Genomic DNA, 23,877 nt, shown 5'->3' with positions numbered 1-23,877 from the left:
CACCGCTGTCCACTTCCAGCGGAATAACAAGTCTTTATGGTGACAGATGAATAGTGGCTACCTGCATTTTCCGGATTTTGATCCGGTAATCTTTTCCGTTGGGCCAGTCGCCCTTCACTGGTACGGCATGATGTACCTGGTCGGGTTTGTTTTTGCGATGTGGTTAGCCACCCGTCGGGCCAATCGTCCTGGCAGCGGCTGGACTAAAAACGAAGTTGAAAACCTGCTCTATGCCGGGTTCCTCGGGGTCTTCCTCGGCGGCCGTATCGGCTACGTCCTGTTCTACAACCTGCCGGTGTTTTTGCAGGATCCGCTCTATCTGTTCCGCGTCTGGGACGGCGGTATGTCGTTCCACGGCGGACTGATTGGGGTGATTCTGGTGATGATTATCTTCGCCAAACGCACCAAGCGCACCTTCTTCCAGGTTGCTGATTTCATTGCGCCTCTGATCCCGTTTGGCCTCGGCGCCGGTCGTCTGGGCAACTTCATTAACGGCGAGCTGTGGGGCCGCGTCGATCCGAGCTTCCACTACACGATGATCTTCCCCGGCTCGCGGGCGGAAGATATGGCGCTGCTGCCTTCGCACCCGGAGTGGCAATCGCTGTTCGACACTTACGGAGCCCTGCCGCGACACGCCTCGCAGCTGTACGAGCTGGCGCTGGAAGGTATCGTGCTGTTCCTGATCCTGAACCTGTTTATCCGCAAACCGCGCCCGACCGGCTCGGTCTCAGGCCTGTTCCTGATCGGCTACGGTCTGTTCCGTATCATCGTTGAATTCTTCCGCCAGCCGGATCAGCAGTTCACCGGCGAATGGGTCCAGTACATCAGCATGGGGCAGATTCTTTCGATTCCAATGGTGCTTGCGGGTATCATTATGATGGTCTGGGCGTACCGCCGTCGTCCGCAGCAACAAACTTCTTGAGGAACCATGAAACAGTATCTTGATTTGATGCAGAAAGTGCTCGCCGAGGGCACGCAAAAAAATGACCGCACCGGTACCGGCACGATTTCCATTTTCGGCCATCAGATGCGTTTTAACCTGCAGGAAGGATTCCCGCTGGTGACAACCAAGCGCTGTCATTTACGCTCCATCATCCATGAACTGCTGTGGTTCCTGCAGGGTGAAACTAACGTGGCGTATCTGCACGAAAACAACGTCACTATCTGGGATGAATGGGCGGATGAAAAGGGCGATCTGGGGCCGGTATACGGCAAACAGTGGCGCTCCTGGCCTGCGCCGGACGGCCGCCATATCGACCAGATTAGCACCGTGATGGAGCAGCTGAAAAACGACCCGGACTCGCGCCGGATCATCGTTTCAGCGTGGAACGTCGGCGAGCTGGATAAAATGGCGCTGGCGCCGTGCCACGCGTTCTTCCAGTTCTACGTTGCGGACGGCAAGCTCTCCTGTCAGCTCTATCAGCGCTCCTGCGACGTGTTCCTCGGCCTGCCGTTCAACATCGCCAGCTATGCGCTGCTGGTACATATGGTGGCGCAGCAGTGTGACCTGGAAGTGGGTGATTTTGTCTGGACCGGTGGGGATACGCACCTCTACAGCAACCACCTTGAGCAGACCGATCTGCAGCTGAGCCGCGAGCCGCGTCCGCTGCCGAAGCTGGTGATTAAGCGCAAACCGGCGTCGATTTTTGACTACCGCTTTGAAGACTTTGACATCGAAGGCTACGATCCGCACCCGGGAATTAAAGCGCCGGTGGCGATTTAATTTCGCGGCTATCTCGCGGTAAGCCGGGCCGAGGCCCGGCGCATCCATGCCGGTCAGTTAATCCACTGACCGGCATTTTTTTTGCCCCAGCGGCGATAATCAACGCTGAGCGGAGTGCCTCTTAACTCTCGGCTATAACGCGCGTTGCGCCGGTTTTTCCTCGCGGATTTCTCGGGTCGGCCGCCGGAGAGCGCGTTTTGTCCGCCGCCGCTTTTGCTCGCCTGCTTCCTGATTTTTTGCAACCTCCTGTAAATCTGCCGATACTCTTCGACGCGCTGCGCTAACGGTGGATTTGCCTCTCGTACCTGAGGCGGGTCATCCCCATACTCGGCGTATGAACAGACAACGTGGCTATACCCTTATTGAAACCCTGGCGACGCTGGCGCTGGTGATGATTCTTGGTACCAGCGGGATGTTCGGCTGGAAGAGCTGGCAGCAGCAACAGCGCCTGTGGCAAACCGCCGTTCAGGTCCGCGACTATCTGGTGCTGCTGCGCGATGACGCCAACTGGCACAACCGCGATCGGCTGCTGAGCGTTGGGAAGGCGGAGCAGGGCTGGTGCCTGAGCGCCGCTGATACGCCGGCCGACTGCGCGGCGCAGGGACCCTTTACGCTGCGCCCGCAGTGGCCCGAAGTCTCGCTGGCTAACATCACGCCGGGCCTGGGCTTTTACGGCCTGCGCAACAGCGCCTGGGCCGGACATATCCGTCTGCAAAACGCCGGTGATGGCTGGAATATCATCGTTTCTAACTGGGGGCGCATCCGCCTTTGTCGCGGTATGGAGACGGCATCATGTCTTTAGACGCGCGAGGATTCTCGCTGCCGGAGACGCTGATTGCGATGGCCATTGGCTCCGTTTTGCTCCTCGGAACCGCGCGCTTTCTGCCCGCTCTGCAGCGGCAGGTGCTGAAGCAGACACAGCAGCACTCCCTCGATAACGAGCTCTGGCAGCGGCTGTACACGGTTGCGAAGCACCTGCAGCGCGCCGGCTACTGTCGCGGCAGCTGCGTTGGGCAGCCGCTGCAGATTGCCGGCAGCGGCGATTGCGTTATTGTTCGCTGGGACAGCGCGAGCGACGGCGTCTGGAATACCTCGCCGGAGGCGATGTCCGATGCCACGGGATTTCGGTTACGCAATGGCGCGCTCGAAACGCGGCGCGGCGCGACCCGCTGCGCTGAGCAAGGCTGGGAGCACATGACCAACCCCAGCGCCATCGAGGTGACCCGTTTTCAGGTTAAGCGCCTCGATATTACCGGCTTCGCCCCGGAGCTTAGCATCGTGCTGGCCGCGCGCTCTACGGTAGATCCCCGCATCACGGCGCAGGCGGAATACAGCGTAACGGGGTATAACCTGTGAACCGTCAGCGCGGGCTCTCTTCGCTGCTGATGGTGCTGCTCCTGTTGGCGCTCGGCAGCCTGCTGCTGCAGGGGCTCAACCAGCAGCAGCGCTCGCTGCTGGCGCAAACCGCCGGCGAAACCCGGGCGCTGCGCGAGACCGCTGGCGCGCACTCGGCCCTGCAGTGGGGGAAAACGCTAACCTGGTCAGCGCAGGAGGCGCAGGCGTGTCGACGGTCGGGCGCCGAAGGCTGGCACGTCTGTCTGCGGGTATTTAGCGATGCGTCAGCGCTGCTGATCGCCGCCAGCGGCCGCGTGCTGCTGTGGCACTCTGGCCGGGTTGAGCAGGGAAGCGTGCGCTTCTCGCCCCACGGCTGGAGCGATTTCTGCCCGCTGAAGGAGCCGAGCCTATGTCAGATACCCTGAGCCGCCAGCGGGGCTTTAGCCTGCCGGAAACGATCCTCGCAACGGCGCTACTGGTGATGGTTATCACCGCCCTGAGCGGTTACCAGCGGGGGCTGGCCGGCGGCTTTATTCAGCTAAACCAGTATCGCCAGCTGTGGCGAGATGCGTGGCGCTATGGTCAGCTCAAGCCGCCAGAATCCCCGGCCGGCGGGAGCGTCACCCGCTTGCAGACATCGACAGCAAGATGTGTCAGCATCACGGTAACGATCACCATGCCGCTGGAAAAGCGGGTACAGATGACCCGGCTGCACTGCCCGGTCAGCCAGTAGTCAGGAGCGAATATGTTAAGGGTGTACCACTCAAACCGTCTGGACGTACTTGAAGCGCTGATGGAGTTTATCGTCGAGCGCCAGCGGCTGGACGACCCTTTCAAGCCGGAGATGGTGCTGGTGCAAAGTACCGGCATGGCGCAATGGCTGCAGATGACGCTGGCAAAACGCTTCGGCATTGCCGCCAATATCGACTTTCCGCTCCCGGCGAGCTTTATCTGGGATATGTTTGTGCGCGTGCTCTCCGATATCCCCGGTGAAAGCGCGTTTAGCAAACAGAGCATGAGCTGGAAGCTGATGACCCTGCTGCCGCAGCGCCTGGATGACGAAGCCTTCGCCCTGCTACGCCACTACCTCAGCGACGACAGCGACAAGCGTAAGCTATTTCAGCTGGCAGCCAGAGTGGCGGATCTCTACGACCAGTATCTGGTCTATCGTCCGGAATGGCTGATGCGCTGGGAAGCCGACGAGCGCGTTGACGGCCTCGGAGAGGCCCAGCAGTGGCAGGCGCCGCTGTGGAAAGCGTTAGTCGAGCACACCGCCGAGCTGGGGCAGCCGCTGTGGCACCGCGCCAACCTGTACCAGCGTTTTATCAGCGCGCTTGAGACCGCGGATGAGCCGCCGGCCGGGCTGCCGTCGCGGGTCTTTATATGCGGCATCTCGGCGCTGCCGCCGGTCTACCTGCAGGCGCTGCAGGCGCTCGGCAAACACGTTGATGTTTATGTCCTGTTCACCAACCCGTGCCGCTACTACTGGGGGGATATTAAAGATCCTGCTTTTCTGGCTAAGCTGATGTCGCGCCAGCGCCGTCACCATCGCGAGCCGCGAGAGCTGCCGCTATTTCGCGATACAGAGCAGGCTCCCGGCCTGTTTAACAACGACGGCGAGCAGGATGTCGGCAATCCGCTGCTGGCCTCCTGGGGCAAGCTGGGACGGGACTACATCTATCTGCTGGCCGGGCTGGAGCGTTACGAAGAGCTGGACGCATTCGTGGATATCGCCCCGGATAACCTGCTGCATAACCTGCAGTCTGACATTCTCGAGCTGCGCAACGCGGCGGTGGCCGGGCGTACGGCGCAAGAGTTTGCCCATAGCCGCAGCAAGCGCCTGCTGGCCCCGAACGACCGCAGCCTCAGCATTCACGTTTGCCATAGCCCGCAGCGCGAGGTGGAAGTGCTGCACGACCGGCTGCTGGCGATGCTGGAGGAGAACCCCGACCTCACGCCGCGCGACATTATCGTGATGGTGGCGGATATCGACAGCTACAGCCCCTACATACAGGCGGTGTTTGGTGCCGCCAGCGGCGAGCGCTGGCTGCCGTGGGCCATCTCGGACCGCCGCGCGCGTGAATCGCACCCGGCGCTGCAGGCGTTTATTACGCTCCTCTCCCTGCCCGACAGCCGCTTTGCCAGCGAAGACGTGCTGGCTCTGCTGGATGTTCCGGTGCTGGCGGCACGATTTAACATCGATGAAGAAGGGCTGCGCTACCTGCGCCAGTGGGTCAACGAATCCGGCGTGCGCTGGGGCATGGATGACGATAACGTGCGCGAGCTGGATCTCCCCGCCACCGGGCAGCACACCTGGCGCTTTGGCCTGACGCGGATGCTGCTCGGCTACGCGATGGACAGCAGCCAGGGCGAATGGCAGTCGGTGCTGCCGTACGATGAGTCCAGCGGGCTGATTGCCGAACTGGTGGGTAACCTGGCGTCGCTGCTGATGCAGCTCAACCTCTGGCGGCGCGGCCTGGCGCAGGAGCGCCCGCTGGCGGAGTGGCTGCCGGTTTGTCGCGATCTGCTCGACGACTTCTTCCTGCCCGACAGCGAAACGGAAGCCGCGCTGGCGCTGATTGAACAGCAGTGGCAGGCGGCGATCGGCGAAGGGGTCCAGGCGCAGTATGCGCAGTCGGTGCCGCTCTCTTTACTGCGCGATGAGCTGGCGCAGCGCCTCGATCAGCAGCGCATCAGCCAGCGTTTCCTCGCCGGGCCGGTCAACATCTGTACCCTGATGCCAATGCGCTCTATTCCATTCAAAGTCGTCTGTCTGCTGGGGATGAATGACGGCGTTTACCCCCGCGCCCTGGCGCCGCTAGGCTTTGACTTAATGAGCCAGAAGCCGCAGCGCGGCGACCGCAGCCGTCGCGATGATGACCGCTATCTGTTCCTGGAGGCGCTGATGTCGGCCGAGCAGAAGCTCTATATCAGCTATATCGGCCGTTCAATCCAGGACAACAGCGAACGCTACCCGTCGGTGCTGGTACAGGAGCTGGCGGATTATATCGGCCAGAGCCACTGCCTGGCGGGCGATGAGGAGCAGGACTGCGACGCCAGCGAGCGGCGGGTCAAAGCGCATATTACCCATCTGCATAGCCGCATGCCCTTCGATACGGCCAACTTCCGCGACGATGAAGATCAAAGCTACGCTCGGGAATGGCTGGCCGCCGCCAGCCAGCAGGGGGAGGCGCACGGCGACTTTATCCAGCCGCTGCCGGCGGCGGAAATCGAAAGCCTGCCGTTTGAGCAGCTGCTGCGCTTCTGGCAGCATCCGGTTCGCGCCTTTTTCCAGCAGCGGCTGCGGGTCAACTTCCGCGCCGAGGAGAGCGAGATCCCGGACGATGAGCCGTTCACCCTCGAAGGGCTGAGCCGCTACCAGCTCAACCAGCAGCTGCTGAATACGCTCATTGAACAGCAGGATGCCTCGGTGATGTACCGCCGCTTCCGCGCGGCGGGCGAGCTGCCCTACGGCGCCTTCGGCGAACTGGCCTGGGAGACTCAGCGCCAGGAGATGCAGAACCTCGCGGAACGGGTGATCGCCAGCCGCCAGCCGGGACAAAGCATGGAAATCGATCTGCAATGTAACGGCGTCAACATTACCGGATGGCTGCAGCAGGTACAATCTGACGGCCTGCTGCGCTGGCGGCCTTCGCTGCTCAGCGTGGCGCAGGGAATGCAACTTTGGCTGGAGCACCTTGTCTACTGTGCTAGCGGCGGAACCGGCACCAGCCGTCTGCTGGTGCGCAAGGAAGGCGAATGGCGTTTCCCGCCGCTGGCGCAGGAGCAGGCGAAGGCCTATCTTGATGAGCTGGTTGACGGCTATCTGCAGGGCATGTCAAAACCGCTGCTGCTGCTACCTGAAAGCGCGGGGGCATGGCTAAAAGCCTGTTATGACGCTGAAAAGGATGTCATGTTAATGGACGACGAGACGCAACAAAAAGCGCGCAGCAAGTTTGTACAGGCGTATGAAGGCAATATGGTGATTAGCGGTGAGGGTAGCGATGTCTGGTACCAGCGCCTGTGGCGCACCCTTGAGCCTGCTTACTATGACGAAATCATTGCTCAGGCGCAGCGTTATCTGTTGCCGGTATTTCGTTTCCATCAGTCCGAATAAAATTGTAATAGTATAAAAATTGCGCAGGTGACGGCTCTTCAATTATCATGCGCAACCAATCACGGACTGATGTTTTTATCAACGCTGGCTCTGCACAGCGAAAAGTTTGTTAATGATGAGGTCCGTGAATGCCCCGTAGTTTATGGTTCAAGGTTATTGTAGTGCTGGCTGCCCTTTGGGCACCGTTAAGTCAGGCAGATACCGGATGGCAGCCCGTTCAGGAAACCATCCGCAAAAGCGAAAAAGATCCGCGTCAGTATCAGGCTATTCATCTCGATAACGGCATGATCGTTCTGCTGGTCTCCGATCCGCAGGCGGTAAAATCACTCTCGGCGCTGGTAGTGCCGGTGGGGTCGCTGCAGGACCCGGAAGAGCATCAGGGCCTGGCGCACTTCCTCGAGCACATGACGTTAATGGGCTCGAAGAACTATCCGCAGCCAGATAGCCTCGCAGAGTTCCTGAAAATGCACGGCGGCAGCCACAACGCCAGCACCGCGCCGTATCGCACCGCCTTCTATCTCGAAGTCGAGAACGACGCGCTGGACGGAGCGGTCGATCGCCTCGCGGATGCCATTGCCTCTCCGCTACTGGATAAAAAATATGCCGACCGTGAGCGTAATGCGGTCAACGCCGAGCTGACCATGGCGCGGACCCGTGACGGGATGCGCATGGCTCAGGTGAGCGCCGAAACCATAAACCCGGCGCACCCGGCGGCGCACTTTTCCGGCGGTAACCTTGAAACGCTGAGCGACAAGCCGGGAAAACCGGTGCTTGATGCGCTGCATACCTTCCGCGACAGCTGGTACTCCGCTAACCTGATGAAGGCGGTCATTTACAGCAATAAGCCGCTGCCGGAGCTGGCGAGCATTGCCGCCAAAACCTACGGCCGGGTGCCGAATCATAATATCGACCGGCCGGTGATTACCGTTCCGGTGGTGACCGATGCGCAAAAGGGCATCATCATCCACTACGTGCCGGCGATGCCTCGCAAGGTGCTGCGCGTTGAATTCCGCATCGATAACAACAGCGAGCAGTTCCGCAGCAAGACCGACGAGCTGGTGACCTATATGATCGGCAACCGCAGTCCGGGGACATTATCTGACTGGCTGCAGAAGCAGGGCCTGGTGGAAGGTATCCGCGCGGACTCCGATCCGGTGGTGAACGGCAACAGCGGGGTGCTGGCCATTTCCGCAACCCTGACCGATAAGGGCCTGGCGCATCGCGACGAGGTTGCGGCAGCCATTTTCAGCTACCTCAACCTGCTGCGCACCCAGGGCATCGATAAGCGCTATTTCGACGAGCTGGCGCATGTCCTGGCACTCGACTTCCGCTATCCCTCAATCAACCGCGATATGGACTACGTTGAATGGCTGGCGGACACCATGATCCGCGTGCCGGTTGAGCATACTCTCGACGTGGTGAATATTGCCGATCGCTACGATCCGCAGGCGATTAAAGACCGCCTGGCGATGATGACCCCGCAAAACGCGCGCGTGTGGTATATCAGCCCGCAGGAGCCGCATAACAAAACGGCCTATTTCGTCAATGCGCCGTATCAGGTCGATAAAATCAGCCCGCAGACCTTTGCCGACTGGCAGCAGAAAGCCAGCGCGATTGACCTTAAGCTGCCGACGCTGAACCCCTATATTCCTGACGATTTTACGCTGATCAAAAGCGATAAAGCCTATCCGCATCCGCAGCTGATCGTCGATGAGCCGACCCTGCGGGTGGTCTACGCCCCGAGCCAGTACTTCGCCAGCGAGCCTAAGGCCGACGTGTCGCTGGTGCTGCGTAATCCGCAGGCCATGGACAGCGCCCGCAGCCAGGTGATGTTTGCGCTGAATGACTACCTGGCGGGGATTGCCCTCGACCAGCTCAGCAACCAGGCCGCGGTGGGAGGCATCACTTTCTCTACCGGCGCCAACAACGGACTGATGGTCAACGCCAACGGCTACACCCAGCGGCTGCCGCAGCTGTTCACCGCGCTGCTGGACGGCTATTTCAGCTACGCCCCGACCGAAGAGCAGCTGGAACAGGCGAAATCCTGGTACGCGCAGATGATGGACTCGGCGGATAAAGGCAAAGCGTACGATCAGGCGATTATGCCGGCCCAGATGGTATCGCAGGTGCCTTACTTCCAGCGTGAAGAGCGCCGGGCGCTGCTGCCGTCGATCACCCTCAAAGAGGTTCTGGCCTACCGTGACAACCTGAAAGCGAAAGGGCGTCCGGAGCTGCTGGTGATTGGTAACCTGACCACCGGGCAATCCACCGATATGGCTCGCCAGATCCAGCAACAGCTGGGTTCAGACGGCAACGAATGGTGCCGCAATAAAGACGTGCTGGTGAACAGCAAGCAGCTGGCCATTTTTGAGAAAACCGGCAGCAGCACCGACTCGGCGCTGGCCGCGGTCTTTGCGCCGCCCAATATCGATGAGTACAGCAGCTCCGCCGCCAGCTCTCTGCTCGGGCAAATTATCCAGCCGTGGTTCTATAACCAGCTGCGTACTGAAGAACAGCTGGGCTATGCGGTGTTCGCGTTTTCGATGAACGTCGGCCGCCAGTGGGGCGTCGGCTTCCTGCTGCAAAGCAGCGATAAGCAGCCCGCCTTCCTGTGGCAGCGCTTCCAGGCCTTCTTCCCGACGGCGGAAGCAAAGCTGAGGGCGATGACCCCGGAAGAGTTTGCGCAAATTCAGCAGGCGACGATCGCCCAGATGATGCAGGCGCCGCAAACGCTAGGCGGTGAAGCCTCGCAGCTGAGCAAAGATTTCGATCGCGGTAATATGCGCTTCGATTCACGTGATAAAGTAGTGGCTCAGATTAAACTGCTGACGCCGCAAAAGCTTGCCGACTTCTTCCATCAGACGGTGGTGGATCCGCAGGGCATGGCGATATTATCCCAGGTATCCGGTAGCCAGAATGGTAAAACCGATTACGCCCTGCCGCAGGGCGGCAAAGTCTGGGAAAACGTCAGCGCATTGCAGAAATCCTTACCCCTGATGCGAGAGAATGAATGACCGAAACCGCCGAGCCTCTTGACCCCCTGCGCTTGCCCCTGACGGGCGAGCGCCTGATAGAAGCCTCTGCGGGCACCGGAAAAACCTTTACCATCGCGGCGCTGTACCTCCGGCTGCTGCTGGGGCTGGGCGGAGAATCCGCCTTTCCCCGGCCGGTAAGCGTGGAGGAGCTGCTGGTGGTGACCTTCACCGAGGCGGCGACCGAGGAGCTGCGCGGCCGTATCCGCAGCAACATCCACGGGCTGCGCATCGCCTGCCTGCGCGAAACGGCTTCCGACCCTCTCTACGCCGCGCTGCTGGCGGAAATCCCGGATAAAAACCAGGCCGCACAAACGCTGATGCTGGCGGAGCGGCAGATGGACGAAGCGGCGGTGTTCACCATCCACGGCTTCTGCCAGCGCATGCTCAGCCTCAACGCGTTTGAGTCCGGCATGCTCTTCGAACAGCAGCTGATCGAGGACGAATCCCGGCTCCGCTATCAGGCCTGCGCCGATTTCTGGCGCCGCCACTGCTACCCGCTCCCGCGCGAAATAGCCGCGGTTATCCACGAAGCCTGGAAAGGCCCGCGCGATCTGCTGAAATCCCTCGACCGCTGGCTGCAGGGCGAAGCCCCGCAGCTTAAATCTCCGCCTGCACAGGAGGAGACGCTGGCCGAACGCCATCAGCAAATCATCGAGCGCATTGACGCGGTGAAGCAGCAGTGGCGCGAGCAGGTGGGCGAGATTGAAAGCGTGCTGGAAAACTCCGGCCTCGACCGGCGTAAATTCAACCGCGGTAACCAGGGGAAGTGGATCGAGAAAGTCAGCCTCTGGGCGCAGGAAGAGACCCTGAGCTACCGGCTGCCGGAGGCGCTGGAGAAATTCTCCCAGCCGTTCCTCTATGAACGCACCAAAGCGGATGGCGAACCGCCGGTTCACCCGCTGTTTAGCGCGATTGAGGCGCTGCTCTCCGCGCCGCTGACCCTGACCGATCTGCTGATCGCCCGGGCAATGGTGGAGATCCGCGAAGCGGTGGCGCGCGAAAAGCGTCGCCGCGGAGAGCTCGGTTTTGATGACATGCTCAGCCGCCTCGACGATGCGCTGCGTAGCGAAAGCGGCGAAGCGCTGGCCAGCGCTATCCGGCAGCGTTTTCCGGTAGCGATGATCGATGAGTTCCAGGATACCGACCCTCAGCAGTACCGTATTTTTCGCCGCATCTGGCGGCGGCAGCCGGAGACGGCGCTGCTGCTGATCGGCGATCCCAAACAGGCTATTTACGCCTTTCGCGGCGCGGATATCTTTACCTATATGAAGGCGCGCGGCGACGTCGCCGCGCACTACACGCTGGATACCAACTGGCGCTCCGCTCCGGGAATGGTGGAGAGCGTCAATCGCCTGTTCAGCCTCAGCGATAATCCGTTTATGTTCCGCGAAATCCCGTTCCTGCCGGTAAAGTCGGCGCCGAAAAACCAGCATCTGCGCTTCACCGTTGACGACGATGCGGTTCCGGCAATGAACATCTGGCTGATGCCGGGGGAAGCGGTGGGCGCGGGGGATTATCAAACCTTTATGGCCCAGCTCTGCGCTTCGCAGATCCGCGACTGGCTTAGCGCCGGCCAGCAGGGGCGGGCGCTGCTGTGGCGCGACGATTGCGCCCGGCCGGTACAGGCTTCCGATATCACGGTGCTGGTGCGTAACCGCCAGGAGGCGTCGCTGATCCGCGATGCGCTGCAGGCCCTGGCCATTCCGTCGGTCTATCTCTCCAACCGCGATAGCGTATTTGAAACGCCGGAAGCGCAGGAGCTGCTGTGGGTACTCCAGGCGGCGCTGGCGCCCGAACGCGAAAACACGCTGCGCAGCGCGCTGGCGACCTCGATTTTCGGCCTGAATGCCCGCGATATTGAAAACCTCAACAAGGATGAGCGCGCGTGGGATGCGCTGGTGGAAGAGTTTAGCGACTACCGCCTCATCTGGCGTCAGCGCGGGGTGATGCCGATGCTAAGAGCGCTGATGACCGCCCGACATATTGCCGAAAACCTGCTGGTGACGAGCGGCGGCGAGCGGCGCTTAACCGATATCCTGCATATCAGCGAACTGCTGCAGGAAGCGGCCAACCAGCTGGAGAGCGAGCATGCGTTAGTGCGTTGGCTGACGCAGCGCATCGCCGAGCCGGACAGCAACGCCTCCAGCCAGCAGATGCGCCTGGAAAGCGATAAGCATCTGGTGCAGATCGTCACCGTACATAAATCGAAAGGGCTGGAATACCCGCTGGTGTGGCTGCCGTTTATCGCCCGCTTCCGCAAGCAGGATCAGGCGTTTTATCACGATCGCGACTCCTTTGCGGCGGTGCTCGACCTTGAGCAGAATGAGGGGAGCCTCGAGCTGGCGGAGGCGGAGCGTCTGGCGGAAGATTTACGCCTGCTGTACGTGGCCCTGACGCGAGCGGTCTGGCACTGCAGCCTCGGCGTGGCGCCGCTCAGCACCCGGCGCAGCGACAAGCCGGGCGACAGCGATTTTCACCACAGCGCCCTGGGGCGCCTTCTGCAGGGAGGCGAAGCGATGGACGCTGCGGGGCTGACGGCCCGCCTGCAGGCGTTCTGCTGCGCGGATATTGCGCTGCAAACCCCCGGCGTTGCCGATCGGCATCCCTGGCAGGCGCCGCAGGAGGCGCTGCCGCCGCTGTCGGCGCGGATGCTGGGACGTTCGATCGTCGATGACTGGCGGGTTACCAGCTACTCCGGGCTACAGCAGCATGGCCACAGCCCGGCGCAGGATTTACTGCCCCGTCTTGACGTTGACGCCGCCGGGGTGGGGGAGGTGGCGGAAGAGCCGCAGCTCACCCCGCATCAGTTCCCGCGCGGGGCGTCGCCGGGGACATTTTTGCACGGCCTGTTTGAAGATCTCGACTTTACCCAGCCGGTCCCCGCCGACTGGATGGCGGAAAAGCTGCGCTCCGGCGGATTTGCTGAACAGTGGACGCCGGTGCTGACTCAGTGGCTGGATGATGTGCTGCGCACGCCGCTACCGGGCGCCGATATCGCGCTGAATCAGCTCACTGCGGCGGATAAGCAGGTTGAGATGGCGTTTTATTTACCCATTGAAGCCCCGCTGGACGCGCAGCGCCTGGATGCGCTGGTTCGCCGCTACGACCCGCTTTCGGCCCAGTGCCCGGGGCTTGATTTCCGTCAGGTTCGCGGAATGCTGAAAGGGTTTATTGACCTCGTGTTTCGGCATAACGGCCGCTACTACCTGCTGGATTACAAATCCAACTGGCTGGGGGACGATCGCGAAGCCTACACCCGGCAGGCAATGGCGCAGGCGATGTGCACGCACCGCTATGATTTACAGTACCAGCTCTACAGCCTGGCGCTGCACCGCTATTTACGCCATCGCGTTGCTGACTATGACTATGAGCGCCATTTTGGTGGCGTTATTTATCTCTTTTTACGCGGAATGGACGGACAGGACGGAGGGCAGGGGATATTTACCACGCGCCCTGAGCGGCCGCTGATCGACGGCCTGGACGCCCTCTTTGCCGGCGAAGTTCAGGAGATCGCTTCATGACCATGGATGAGCTGCTGCTTGAGGCAGCAAACCAGCGTTTGTTACGTCCGCTTGACGTCCAGTTTGCGCTGATGGTCGCTCGGGATGCGCATCCGGCGGTGAGGCTGGCGGCGGCGGTGCTGAGCCGCGACGCCGGCGAAGGGCACGTCTGCCTGCCGCTCTCGCGCCTTGCCGCTGACGACGTGCTGAGCGGCAAGGTCGCCGCTCTGCGCGAGCAGCTGCTGGCGCAGGCCGGTGCGCCCGATGACTGGTCGGCGCTGCTGCTCTCGTCGGCGGCGGTGAGCCGCGGAGAACGTCCGACGCCGATGATCCTCTGCGGCGAACGGCTTTACCTTAACCGCATGTGGCGCAACGAGCTAACCGTCGCGCGCTTTTTTAACGAAGCCAATCAGGTGCTGAGCGTGGATGAAACGCGCCTGGCGTCGACGCTGGATGCGCTCTTCCCGGCCGGGGACGATATTGACTGGCAGAAGGTGGCGGCGGCGGTGGCGCTGACCCGGCGGATTTCGGTTATTTCCGGCGGTCCTGGCACCGGTAAAACGACTACCGTCGCCAGGCTGCTGGCGGCGTTGATTCAGACGACGGATACGCCCCGCTGCCGCATCCGCCTGGCGGCGCCCACCGGCAAAGCCGCCGCGCGCCTGACCGAGTCGCTGGGAAGCGCGCTGCGCCAGCTGCCGCTGACGGATGAGCAGAAGGCGCTGCTGCCCACAGAGGCCAGCACCCTGCACCGCCTGCTTGGCGCGCAGCCGGGCAGCCAGCGTATGCGCTATCACGCCGGTAACCCGCTGCACCTCGACGTGCTGGTGGTGGATGAAGCCTCGATGATTGACCTGCCGATGATGGCTCGCCTGATTGACGCCCTGCCGGCGCACGGTCGGGTGATTTTTCTCGGCGACCGCGATCAGCTGGCGTCGGTGGAGGCCGGCGCGGTGCTGGGGGATATTTGCGCATGGGTGAGTGCGGGCTATACCGCCGAGCGCGCGGCGCAGCTAAAGCGGCTGACCGGCCTGCCGGTGCCTGCCGGCGAGGGCGAGGCGGCGGGCGCCCTGCGCGACAGCCTGTGCCTGCTGCAAAAAAGCTATCGTTTTGGCAGCCACTCCGGCATCGGTAGCCTGGCCCGGGCGGTGAACGCCGGCGATCGGCATGGGGTCAAGACGACCCTGCGTCAGCCTTTCGACGACATCGTGCTGCGCCCGCTAAGCACCACCGAGGAGTATGAAGCGATGCTGACGCAGGCGCAGGCCGGCTACGATCGCTATCTCCGGCTGCTGCGCGAGCGGGCGGATCCGGAGGCGGCGATCGCCGCTTTCGGCGAGTTTCGGCTACTTTGCGCCCTGCGCGAGGGGCCCTACGGCGTCAGCGGGCTGAACGAACAGCTGGAGCGGATGCTCAATCGTAAGCGGGCTATTGCGCTGCCGCGGCATTCGCGCTGGTATGAGGGCCGGCCGGTGATGATCTCGCGTAACGATAGCGCGCTGGGGCTGTTTAACGGTGATATTGGCATTGCGCTGGAAAGGGGAGACGGGCTTCGCGTCTGGTTCCCGATGCCGGATGGCAGCATTAAGTCGGTGCAGCCCAGTCGCCTGCCGGAGCACGATACCGCCTGGGCGATGACGGTGCATAAATCCCAGGGCTCGGAGTTTGACCACGCGGCCCTGATTTTGCCTTCCCGCAGCGTGCCGCTGGTGACGCGTGAGCTGGTGTATACCGCGATAACCCGCGCCAAACGGCAGCTCTCGATTTATGCTGATGAGCAGGTGCTGACTCAGGCTATCGTGGCGCGCACCGAACGGCGCAGCGGGCTGACGGATATCTTCGCCAGCGGCGGGTAGCCTCGGCAATTCAACTGCTCCCTCTTTGCCAGCCTGCGCTACGCCTGGCCGGCAAAGGGGAACGCTCACTCAGCCAAGGTCGGCCATCATCACCTTGGAACGGCGCTGATAGTTGTACATCTCTTTCTTACTTTCTGGCAGCAGGTCGATATCCACCGGCGTAAAGCCGCGCTCCTGGAACCAGTGGATGCTGCGGGTAGTCAGCACGAACAGTTTGCTTAGCCCCATCTGTTTTGCCTGGGTCGCGATGCGGTTCAGCAGCACTTCCCCACGCGATGAGCTGCGGTAGTCCGGATGGACCGCCACGCAGGCCATTTCACCGATTTTCTCTTCCGGGAACGGATAGAGCGCGGCGCAGGCGATTGTCGTGTTATCGCGCTGAATAATGGTGAATTTATCTATTTCCATCTCCAGCTGCTCGCGGGAGCGGCGCACCAGAATTCCCTGCTGCTCCAGCGGGCTTATCAGCTCAAGAATACCGCCAATATCGTTGATGGTGGCGCGGCGGATCTGCTCGGCGCTCTCCATGACGATCTGGGTACCGATACCGTCGCGTGAGAACAGCTCCTGCAGCAGAGCGCCATCCTCCTGGTAGCTGATCAGGTGGCAGCGGCGCACGCCGCTGCGGCAGGCTTTCACCGCACCGCGCAGGAAACGCACGGTACCGGAGTTGTAGTCCTCTTCCGCTTCCAGCTCTTCAACCCGCGCCTGGGCTTCGTTCGGGAACAGCTCGGGAACGATCTCGCCCTCCTGGCTATACACCCCTTGCGAAGAGCAGAAGCCAATCATTTTTTCCGCTTTCAGCTTAATGGCCAGCTGGGTGGCAATCTCTTCCGAAGTCAGGTTAAAGCTTTCGCCGGTGACCGATACCGCAACCGGGCCCATCAGCACGATGGCGCCGTTATCAAGCTGGCGGTGGATCGCTTCTTCATCGATACGACGAATGCGCCCGCTGTGGCAATAATCGACGCCGTCATCCACGCCAAGCGGTTGGGCAATAATGAAATTGCCGCTCACGACGTTAATGTGGGCGCCCTGCAGCGGGGTGTTATTGAGGCTCATCGACAGGCGCGCGGTAATTTCCAGCTGCAGCATGCCGGCGGCCTGTTTAACCAGTTCGAGGGTTTTGGCGTCAGTCACGCGCGTTTGCTTATGGTAAAGCGGCTCGTGATGATGCTCGGCCAGGTTAGCGTCTATCTGAGGGCGCGCGCCATAGACCACCACCAGGCGAATGCCCAGGCTATGTAATAGGCCAATGTCATTGACTATACTGGAGAAATTTTCATGCTCGATGGCTTCGCCGCCCAGCATGATAACAAAGGTTTTTCCCCGATGGGCGTTAATATAGGGAACTGAATGGCGGAATCCTTCTACCAGTTCGGTGCGACGTTCCTTCACCATGACCACAACCCTCAATGCATGATTATTCGTAATAAGTGTATTTTTATTCTGTTTTGCGCGTAAACGCAAGCCAAAATTTGTCACCAATATGCGAAAGAACTGTGACTTAACGCGTGCTACCAAAGATTGTTTACCCTTTTATTGATGACAGGTTATACGGCTTTCGTTAAAGTTTCCGGTCAATCTGTTTGTTTTGGATACGAAAGCGTTTTTATTGCTTGGGAGTGGCATGCCGGGATACAAGTCAGGATTAAGCCGTCGCCGTTTTTTACAGGGGGCGAGCGCCATGTGGTTAATGAGCGTCAGTCCGGTTGGTTTAGCCGCCGTTGCACAGGTCGTCGCGGTGCGCGTCTGGCCGTCGTCAACCTATACGCGCGTTACGGTGGAATCCAACCATGTGCTGAAATATCGGCAATTTGCATTGAGCAATCCGGAGCGGCTGGTGGTCGATCTGGAAGGGGTCAACCTTAATTCCGTGCTAAAGGGCATGGGAACCAGCATTCGCGACGACGATCCCTATATTAAGTCCGCCCGCGTCGGCCAGTTCAATCCGCAGACGGTGCGCATGGTGTTTGAGCTTAAACAGAACGTGAAACCGCAGCTCTTTGCCCTCGCGCCGGTTGCCGGCTTTAAAGAGCGTCTGGTGATGGATCTCTATCCGTCTACGGCGACCGACGTGCAGGATCCGCTGCTGGCGCTGCTGGAGGATTACAACAAGGGCGATCTCGATCGTCAGGTACCGCCGGCGGAAAGCGGGCCGAAGCCGGGTAAAGCCGGGCGCGACCGGCCGATTGTGATCATGCTCGATCCGGGACACGGCGGGGAAGACTCCGGCGCGGTGGGCAAATACCACACCCGTGAGAAAGACGTGGTGCTGCAGATCGCCCGGCGGCTTCGGGCGCTGATCGAAAAAGAGGGAAATATGAAGGCCTATATGACCCGCAATGAAGATGTCTTTATTCCCCTGAAGGTGCGCGTCGCCAAGGCGCAAAAGCAGCGTGCCGATCTGTTCGTCTCGATTCACGCCGATGCCTTTACCAGCCGCCAGCCCAGCGGCTCTTCGGTATTCGCGCTCTCAACCAAAGGCGCCACCAGCACCGCGGCTAAGTATCTGGCGCAAACCCAGAACGCCGCCGATCTGGTGGGGGGCGTCAGCAAGAGCGGCGATCGCTACGTCGACCATACGATGTTTGATATGGTGCAGTCGCTGACCATCGCCGATAGCCTGAAGTTTGGTAAGGCCGTGCTGCAGAAGATGGGCAGAATTAATAACCTGCACAAAAACCAGGTGGAACAGGCCGGCTTTGCGGTGCTGAAAGCGCCGGATATCCCGTCGATCCTGGTCGAAACCGCGTTTATCAGCAACGTGGAGGAGGAGCGTAAGCTGAAAACGGCGACCTTCCAGCAGGAAGTTGCCGAGTCGATACTGGCGGGGATTAAGGCCTACTTCGCCGATGGCGCAACGCTGGCAAGGCGTGGTTGATAAAAGGAGCGGGAGATGGCCCTGTTAAAGAGCGCCCACGGCGGCAATATGCGAGAGGCGGCGGCGCTGCTGGGCATTCAGCCCGCGCAGCTGCTCGATTTTAGCGCCAATATTAATCCGCTGGGCATGCCTGAAAGCCTCAAACGCGCCCTGATCGCTAATCTTGACCGCGCGGAGCGCTATCCCGACGTGGACTATCAGCAGCTGCACGAGGCGCTGGCAGAGCATCACCATATTCCCGCCTCGTGGATCGTCGCAGGCAATGGCGAAACCGAATCTATTTTCACCGTCGTAAGTGGCCTGAAGCCGCGTCAGGCGATGATTGTGGTGCCCGGTTTTGCCGAATATCGCCGCGCGCTGAGCGCGGTAGATTGCGCGATCCGCGAGTTCGCGCTGCGGGAAGAGGACGGCTGGCAGCTGACCGAGGCCCTTCTCGCGGCTCTGACGCCGGACCTCGACTGCCTGTTCCTCTGTACGCCCAATAACCCAACCGGACTGCTGCCGGAGAGCCACCTGCTGGCGGCGATTGCCGCGCGCTGCAAAGCGCTAGACATCGCGCTGATCCTCGATGAGGCTTTTATCGATTTCATTCCCGACCAGCCGGGGTTTATTCCTCTGCTGCGCGATAACCCACATATCTGGGTACTGCGCTCGCTGACCAAGTTCTATGCCATCCCCGGCCTGCGGCTGGGCTATCTGGTCAACGGCGATGAACGCGCCGTCGCCAGGATGCGCGAGCGGCAGATGCCGTGGTCAATAAACGCGTTTGCCGCGCTGGCGGGGGAAATTATTCTGCAGGATAGCGCCTACCAGCAGAAGACCTGGCGCTGGCTGGCGGAAGAAGGCCGGCGTTTTTACCAGCAGCTCCGCCAGCTTCCCGGCCTGACGGTCTATCCGGGCCAGGCAAACTATCTGTTTCTGCGCGCCGATATTCCGGGCATCGACCTGCAGTATGCCCTGCTGCAGCAGCATATTTTGATACGCAGCTGCGCCAACTACCCCGGCCTCGGGGCGGGCTATTTCCGCGTGGCGATCCGCAGCGCGGAAGAGAATCAGCGGCTGCTTGCGGCGCTGGCGAAGATCCTGCCCGTCGGCGTCTGACTTCGCAAGCCGCCGGCGCATCGGTGTGGCATAATGCCGTTCCTTATTGCGCGAACGGCAGAGCCTCAGGATGCTTTCGCGATATCAACCAACGGGTGCCAGCGACGGGAGCCAAAATTCCCCGCCGCTGCGATGCTGACGCTAAGCCAGAAATCCTGCCTGTTGGTTATCACCAACAACCTCGGTGGTAAGTAGGGTGCTCAGAGGCGTACCGGCGAAAGCGTACCGCTGTTGCACCTTTGCCCTCCGACCACCTTGAACAGGAACCGGGTATGGCGGCAAGACTCCATTCATCTATTCCCGTACGCCGACAGGCGTCTTCGAGGCTCGCGCGATGACGCTACTTGCCTGGAGCGTCGCCTGGCTCCTCGATCTCATCATCGGCGACCCCCCGCGCTGGCCCCACCCGGTACGCTGGATTGGCCACCTCATTACCGCCACGCAACGCGTCGTCAGGCGCTACTGCCGCAGCGACAGGGCGCTACGCATCGGCGGAGGGCTGATGTGGCTGGCGGTGGTAGGGCTGACGTGGGGCGTTTCCTGGGGCGTACTGACGCTGGCGGAAAGCATCCATCCCTGGCTCGGCTGGGTGATTGAGGTGTGGATGATTTTTACCCTGCTGGCCGGCCGCTGTCTGGCAACCTCCGCCCGCGACGTTGAGCGTCCGCTGCGCGAGGGTGACCTGGCGCAGAGCCGCGAGAAGCTCTCGTGGATTGTCGGGCGAGACACGTCTCAGCTCCAGCCGGAGCAGATTAACCGCGCGGTGGTGGAGACGGTGGCGGAGAACACCGTCGATGGCATTATTGCCCCGCTCTTCTTCCTGCTGATCGGCGGCGCGCCGCTGGCTATGGCCTACAAGGCGGTGAATACCCTCGATTCAATGGTGGGCTACAAGCACGAAAAGTATCGCGCTATTGGCATGGTCAGCGCCCGCCTTGATGATGTCGCCAACCTTATTCCCGCCCGTCTGAGCTGGCTGCTGCTGAGTATGGCGGCCTTCTTATGCCGCAACGATGGTCCCGGAGCGGTACGTATCGGCTGGCGGGATCGCTATAACCACAGCAGCCCCAACTGCGGATGGCCGGAAGCCAGCGTGGCCGGCGCGTTGGGGATTCGGCTGGGCGGTCCAAACAACTATTTTGGCCAGCGAGTAGAAAAGCCGTGGATTGGCGACGACGTGCGCGACATTTCAGTCGACGACATCCCCCGCACGATCCGGCTGATGTGGGTGGCATCAACCCTGGCGCTGGCGCTGTTTATGCTGGCGCGCTATCTGCTGGCCGGCGCGGCATGAACGCCGCGGCTATAGCGAAAGATGAGTTTAATGCGAAGGCGACAGAACGCGATAAAGGAGGCCCCATGACGCGGGCAATTATGTTGCAAGGTACGGCATCCGACGTGGGAAAAAGCGTGCTGGTGGCGGGACTGTGCAGAATTTTTTACCAGGACGGCCTGCGCACGGCGCCGTTTAAATCACAGAACATGGCGCTGAACTCGGGCATCACTGCCGATGGCAAAGAGATGGGACGGGCGCAGATCTTTCAGGCCGAAGCGGCGGGCATTGCGCCGGATGTGCGCATGAACCCGATACTGTTAAAGCCAACCAGCGATCTCAACGCGCAGGTGGTGCTGATGGGAAAAGTGGCGACCCATATGGACGCGGTGAGCTACCACGAGTACAAGCCGCGCCTGCGCGAGCAGATTCTTGAGGTTTACCGCAGCCTGGCGCAGGAGTATGAGGTGCTGGTTCTCGAGGGCGCCGGCAGCCCGGCGGAGATCAACCTGCGCGATCGCGATATCGTTAACATGGGCATGGCGGAGATGGCGCAGTGTCCGGTGATCCTCGTTGCCGACATCGACAGAGGCGGCGTGTTTGCCGCCATCTACGGGACGCTGGCGCTGCTTGAGGAGCAGGAGCGCGCCAGGGTGAAAGGGGTGATCATCAATAAGTTCCGCGGCGATGTGGCGCTGCTGTACTCGGGCATCGAACAGATTGAGGCTTTGACCGGCGTTCCGGTGCTGGGCGTGCTGCCGTGGCTGGAGGTCGATCTGGAAGATGAAGATAGCGTGGCGCTGCAGAAGGGAAAATACCTGAGCACCGCGCCGCGGGAGATTGAGATTGCGGTGGTCCAGCTGCCGCATACGTCCAACTTCACCGATTTCAACGCGCTGGCGGCGCAGCCGGACGTGCGCGTGCGCTACGTTCGTCATCCCCAGGATCTGACGACGAGCGACCTGGTGATCCTGCCCGGCAGCAAAAATACGCTGGGCGATCTGCGGTGGCTGCGCGAAAGCGGGATGGAGCAGGGCGTGCTGCAGGCGCATCAGCAGGGGATTCCGCTGCTGGGGATCTGTGGCGGTTACCAGATGCTTGGCGAGACCATCTTTGATGACGTGGAGTCCGGGCTGGGCATGTTGCCCGGCCTGGGGCTGCTCAATACCGTAACGCACTTTGCCCGCCATAAAACCACGACGCTGGTTGAGGCGACGATGGCGGCTGCGCTCCCTGGCTGGCTGGCGGGCGCCTCCGCGCTGCGCGTGCGCGGCTACGAAATTCATATGGGTGAAACGACCCGGCAAGGCGACTGCCGGCCGCTGCTGCAGCTGGAAAAAGAGGGGCGGACGGTGGCGGACGGGGCGATGACGGACGACGGGCTGGCGTTTGGTACCTACCTGCACGGCCTGTTCGACAGCGATGATTTCACCCGCGCGCTGGTCAACGGCCTGCGTCAACGCAAAGGCCTGGCGGCGCTGGATAGCACCCTCCACTACGCGCAGTACAAGTCGCAGCAGTTCGATATTCTGGCGGATGCAATGCGTCAACATATTGATATTGAAAAAATTTACCACATTATGCAGCAGCATCAGGAGCCATCATGCTGATTCTGGTCACCGGCGGCGCGCGCAGCGGGAAAAGCCGTCACGCCGAAGCGCTGATCGCCGGCTCACCGCAGGTTTTGTATCTCGCCACCTCGCAGATTTTTGATGAGGAGATGGCCGCGAGGATCCAGCATCACCGCGATAGCCGACCGGCGCACTGGCGCACCGTCGAGCGCTGGCAGCATCTTGATAAGCTGATTGCCCCGCACGACGATCCTAACGAAGCTATTTTGCTGGAGTGTATCACCACCATGGTCACCAACCTGCTGTTTGCCTGCGGCGGCGACAGCGATCCCGATGGCTGGGATTATGCGGCCATGGAGCGGATGATTGATGACGAGATCCACTCGCTGATCGCCGCCTGCCAGCGCTCTGCGGCGAAGATCGTGGTGGTCACCAACGAAGTGGGAATGGGGATTGTCCCCGAGAATCGTCTTGCGCGGCATTTTCGCGATATCGCCGGTCGGGTTAACCAGCGCCTGGCGGCGGCTGCGGATGAGGTCTGGCTGGTGGTATCAGGTATTGGAGTCAAAATAAAATGATCAAACTATTTTGGGCAACGCTCTCTTTTCTCAGCCGTTTACCGGTACCGGAGCGCTGGTCGCAGGGGCTGGATATCGACCGCTACGTTTGCGGCATTGTCACCTTTCCCGTGGTCGGCGCGCTGCTGGGCTTGCTGAGCGGCCTGGTATTTCTCGCCGTGCAGGCGTGGTGCGGCATCCCGCTGGCGGCGCTGTTTGCCGTACTGGCGCTGGCGCTGCTCACCGGCGGCTTCCACCTCGACGGACTGGCCGACACCTGCGACGGGGTGTTTTCCGCCCGCCGTCGTGAACGGATGCTGGAGATTATGCGCGACAGCCGGCTGGGAACCCATGGCGGGCTGGCGCTGATTTTTGTGCTGCTGGCGAAGGTGCTGGTGGTCAGCGAGCTGGCGCTGCGCGGCACGCCGATGCTGGCGGCGCTGGCGGCAGCCTGCGCGGTAGGGCGGGGAGCCAGCGTGCTGCTGATGTACCGCCACCGCTATGCGCGGGAAGAGGGGCTGGGCAACGTGTTTATCGGCAAGGTGAGCGGGCGACAAACCTGCGTAACCCTGGGGCTCGCGGTTATTCTCGCGGCGGTGCTGCTGCCGGGCATGAGCGGAGTGGCGGCGCTGGCGGTCAGCGTGGCGGCGATTTTCATTCTCGGTCAGCTCTTAAAGCGCACCCTCGGTGGGCAAACCGGTGATACGCTGGGAGCGGCCATTGAGCTCGGCGAACTGATCTTCCTGCTGGCTCTGCTGTGAGCCACGCTGCGCCATTGCTGCACGCGGCGATGGCGCACCAGGCGATGAGGCCGGATCTGAGTATTGCTGCTAAGAAAGGTCGTTCGGGGCCGTGAACCGGCGGGCTGAAGCTATCGTGAGGGAAGCGCAGAAACAAAAAAACACCCGGAAGGGTGTTTATTGTG

General features: G+C 61.2%; 17 protein-coding genes. 16 read left to right on the top strand and 1 reads right to left on the bottom strand.

Annotation, left to right across the window (positions count from 1 at the left end; genetic code table 11):
- The first annotated feature begins 46 nt into the window (after window positions 1–46).
- The 10 genes from lgt to recD all read left to right on the top strand — a co-directional run bounded on the left by lgt (window position 47) and on the right by recD (window position 15,566).
- Window positions 47–922: a prolipoprotein diacylglyceryl transferase gene (gene lgt / locus RTE01_RS19710; protein WP_041147034.1), complete on the top strand. Its 876-nt coding sequence runs from the start codon at window positions 47–49 to the stop codon at window positions 920–922.
- 6 nt (window positions 923–928) lie between these two features.
- Window positions 929–1,723, top strand: coding sequence for a thymidylate synthase (gene thyA, locus RTE01_RS19705; RefSeq protein ID WP_134527585.1), 795 nt, complete (start codon window positions 929–931; stop codon window positions 1,721–1,723).
- Between the two features lie 334 nt (window positions 1,724–2,057).
- Entirely contained in the window at window positions 2,058–2,525 is a 468-nt protein-coding gene (locus RTE01_RS19700; protein WP_041147031.1) for a prepilin peptidase-dependent protein, read from the top strand.
- A complete protein-coding gene (locus tag RTE01_RS19695) occupies window positions 2,516–3,079 on the top strand; it encodes a prepilin peptidase-dependent protein (protein ID WP_134527582.1) in 564 nt (187 codons plus the stop codon). The genes RTE01_RS19700 and RTE01_RS19695 overlap by 10 nt, the downstream gene beginning before the upstream one ends.
- Entirely contained in the window at window positions 3,076–3,483 is a 408-nt protein-coding gene (locus tag RTE01_RS19690; RefSeq protein WP_076945955.1) for a DUF2509 family protein, read from the top strand. The genes RTE01_RS19695 and RTE01_RS19690 overlap by 4 nt, the downstream gene beginning before the upstream one ends.
- Window positions 3,468–3,791 carry a prepilin-type N-terminal cleavage/methylation domain-containing protein gene (locus tag RTE01_RS19685; protein WP_115191986.1) on the top strand — a complete coding sequence of 108 codons (324 nt, stop codon included), beginning with the start codon at window positions 3,468–3,470 and terminating at the stop codon, window positions 3,789–3,791. Before RTE01_RS19690 ends, RTE01_RS19685 begins: the two co-directional genes overlap by 16 nt.
- Before the next feature lie 12 nt (window positions 3,792–3,803).
- Window positions 3,804–7,175 carry an exodeoxyribonuclease V subunit gamma gene (recC, locus tag RTE01_RS19680; RefSeq protein WP_115191987.1) on the top strand — a complete coding sequence of 1,124 codons (3,372 nt, stop codon included), beginning with the start codon at window positions 3,804–3,806 and terminating at the stop codon, window positions 7,173–7,175.
- A 128-nt stretch (window positions 7,176–7,303) separates the two neighbouring features.
- Complete coding sequence (gene ptrA, locus RTE01_RS19675; protein ID WP_141335291.1) at window positions 7,304–10,189, top strand: pitrilysin; 2,886 nt, start codon at window positions 7,304–7,306, stop codon at window positions 10,187–10,189.
- Complete coding sequence (recB, locus tag RTE01_RS19670) at window positions 10,186–13,731, top strand: exodeoxyribonuclease V subunit beta (protein WP_141335289.1); 3,546 nt, start codon at window positions 10,186–10,188, stop codon at window positions 13,729–13,731. Before ptrA ends, recB begins: the two co-directional genes overlap by 4 nt.
- A complete protein-coding gene (recD, locus tag RTE01_RS19665; RefSeq protein WP_115191989.1) occupies window positions 13,728–15,566 on the top strand; it encodes an exodeoxyribonuclease V subunit alpha in 1,839 nt (612 codons plus the stop codon). Before recB ends, recD begins: the two co-directional genes overlap by 4 nt.
- Window positions 15,567–15,635: 69 nt before the next feature.
- Here the strand turns inward: recD and argA are convergent, their stop codons facing one another.
- The gene (gene argA / locus RTE01_RS19660) at window positions 15,636–16,967 is read right to left on the bottom strand and encodes an amino-acid N-acetyltransferase (RefSeq protein WP_041147023.1); all 1,332 of its coding nucleotides are present in this window, start codon (window positions 16,965–16,967) and stop codon (window positions 15,636–15,638) included.
- Window positions 16,968–17,196: 229 nt separating this feature from the next.
- On the opposite strand from argA, the gene amiC reads away from it, so the two are divergent.
- From amiC to cobS, 6 genes are all read left to right on the top strand, one after another.
- The gene (gene amiC, locus RTE01_RS19655) at window positions 17,197–18,450 is read left to right on the top strand and encodes an N-acetylmuramoyl-L-alanine amidase AmiC (protein ID WP_134527579.1); all 1,254 of its coding nucleotides are present in this window, start codon (window positions 17,197–17,199) and stop codon (window positions 18,448–18,450) included.
- Window positions 18,451–18,465: 15 nt separating this feature from the next.
- A complete protein-coding gene (gene cobD / locus RTE01_RS19650; RefSeq protein WP_141335287.1) occupies window positions 18,466–19,551 on the top strand; it encodes a threonine-phosphate decarboxylase CobD in 1,086 nt (361 codons plus the stop codon).
- Window positions 19,552–19,885: 334 nt separating this feature from the next.
- The gene (cbiB, locus tag RTE01_RS19645; protein ID WP_041147020.1) at window positions 19,886–20,845 is read left to right on the top strand and encodes an adenosylcobinamide-phosphate synthase CbiB; all 960 of its coding nucleotides are present in this window, start codon (window positions 19,886–19,888) and stop codon (window positions 20,843–20,845) included.
- A 65-nt stretch (window positions 20,846–20,910) separates the two neighbouring features.
- Window positions 20,911–22,434 (top strand): cobyric acid synthase, encoded by a 1,524-nt coding sequence (locus tag RTE01_RS19640; RefSeq protein WP_134527570.1) that lies wholly within the window; start codon window positions 20,911–20,913, stop codon window positions 22,432–22,434.
- Complete coding sequence (gene cobU / locus RTE01_RS19635) at window positions 22,428–22,973, top strand: bifunctional adenosylcobinamide kinase/adenosylcobinamide-phosphate guanylyltransferase (RefSeq protein WP_115191992.1); 546 nt, start codon at window positions 22,428–22,430, stop codon at window positions 22,971–22,973. Before RTE01_RS19640 ends, cobU begins: the two co-directional genes overlap by 7 nt.
- The gene (gene cobS, locus RTE01_RS19630) at window positions 22,970–23,713 is read left to right on the top strand and encodes an adenosylcobinamide-GDP ribazoletransferase (protein WP_134527558.1); all 744 of its coding nucleotides are present in this window, start codon (window positions 22,970–22,972) and stop codon (window positions 23,711–23,713) included. Before cobU ends, cobS begins: the two co-directional genes overlap by 4 nt.
- Window positions 23,714–23,877: the final 164 nt, after the last annotated feature.

It is taken from the genome of Klebsiella terrigena, from assembly GCF_006539725.1.
Classification (GTDB): domain Bacteria; phylum Pseudomonadota; class Gammaproteobacteria; order Enterobacterales; family Enterobacteriaceae; genus Klebsiella; species Klebsiella terrigena.
The sequence above is the reverse complement of the archived record's forward strand: the minus strand, read 5'-3'. Positions and strand labels throughout refer to the sequence as shown.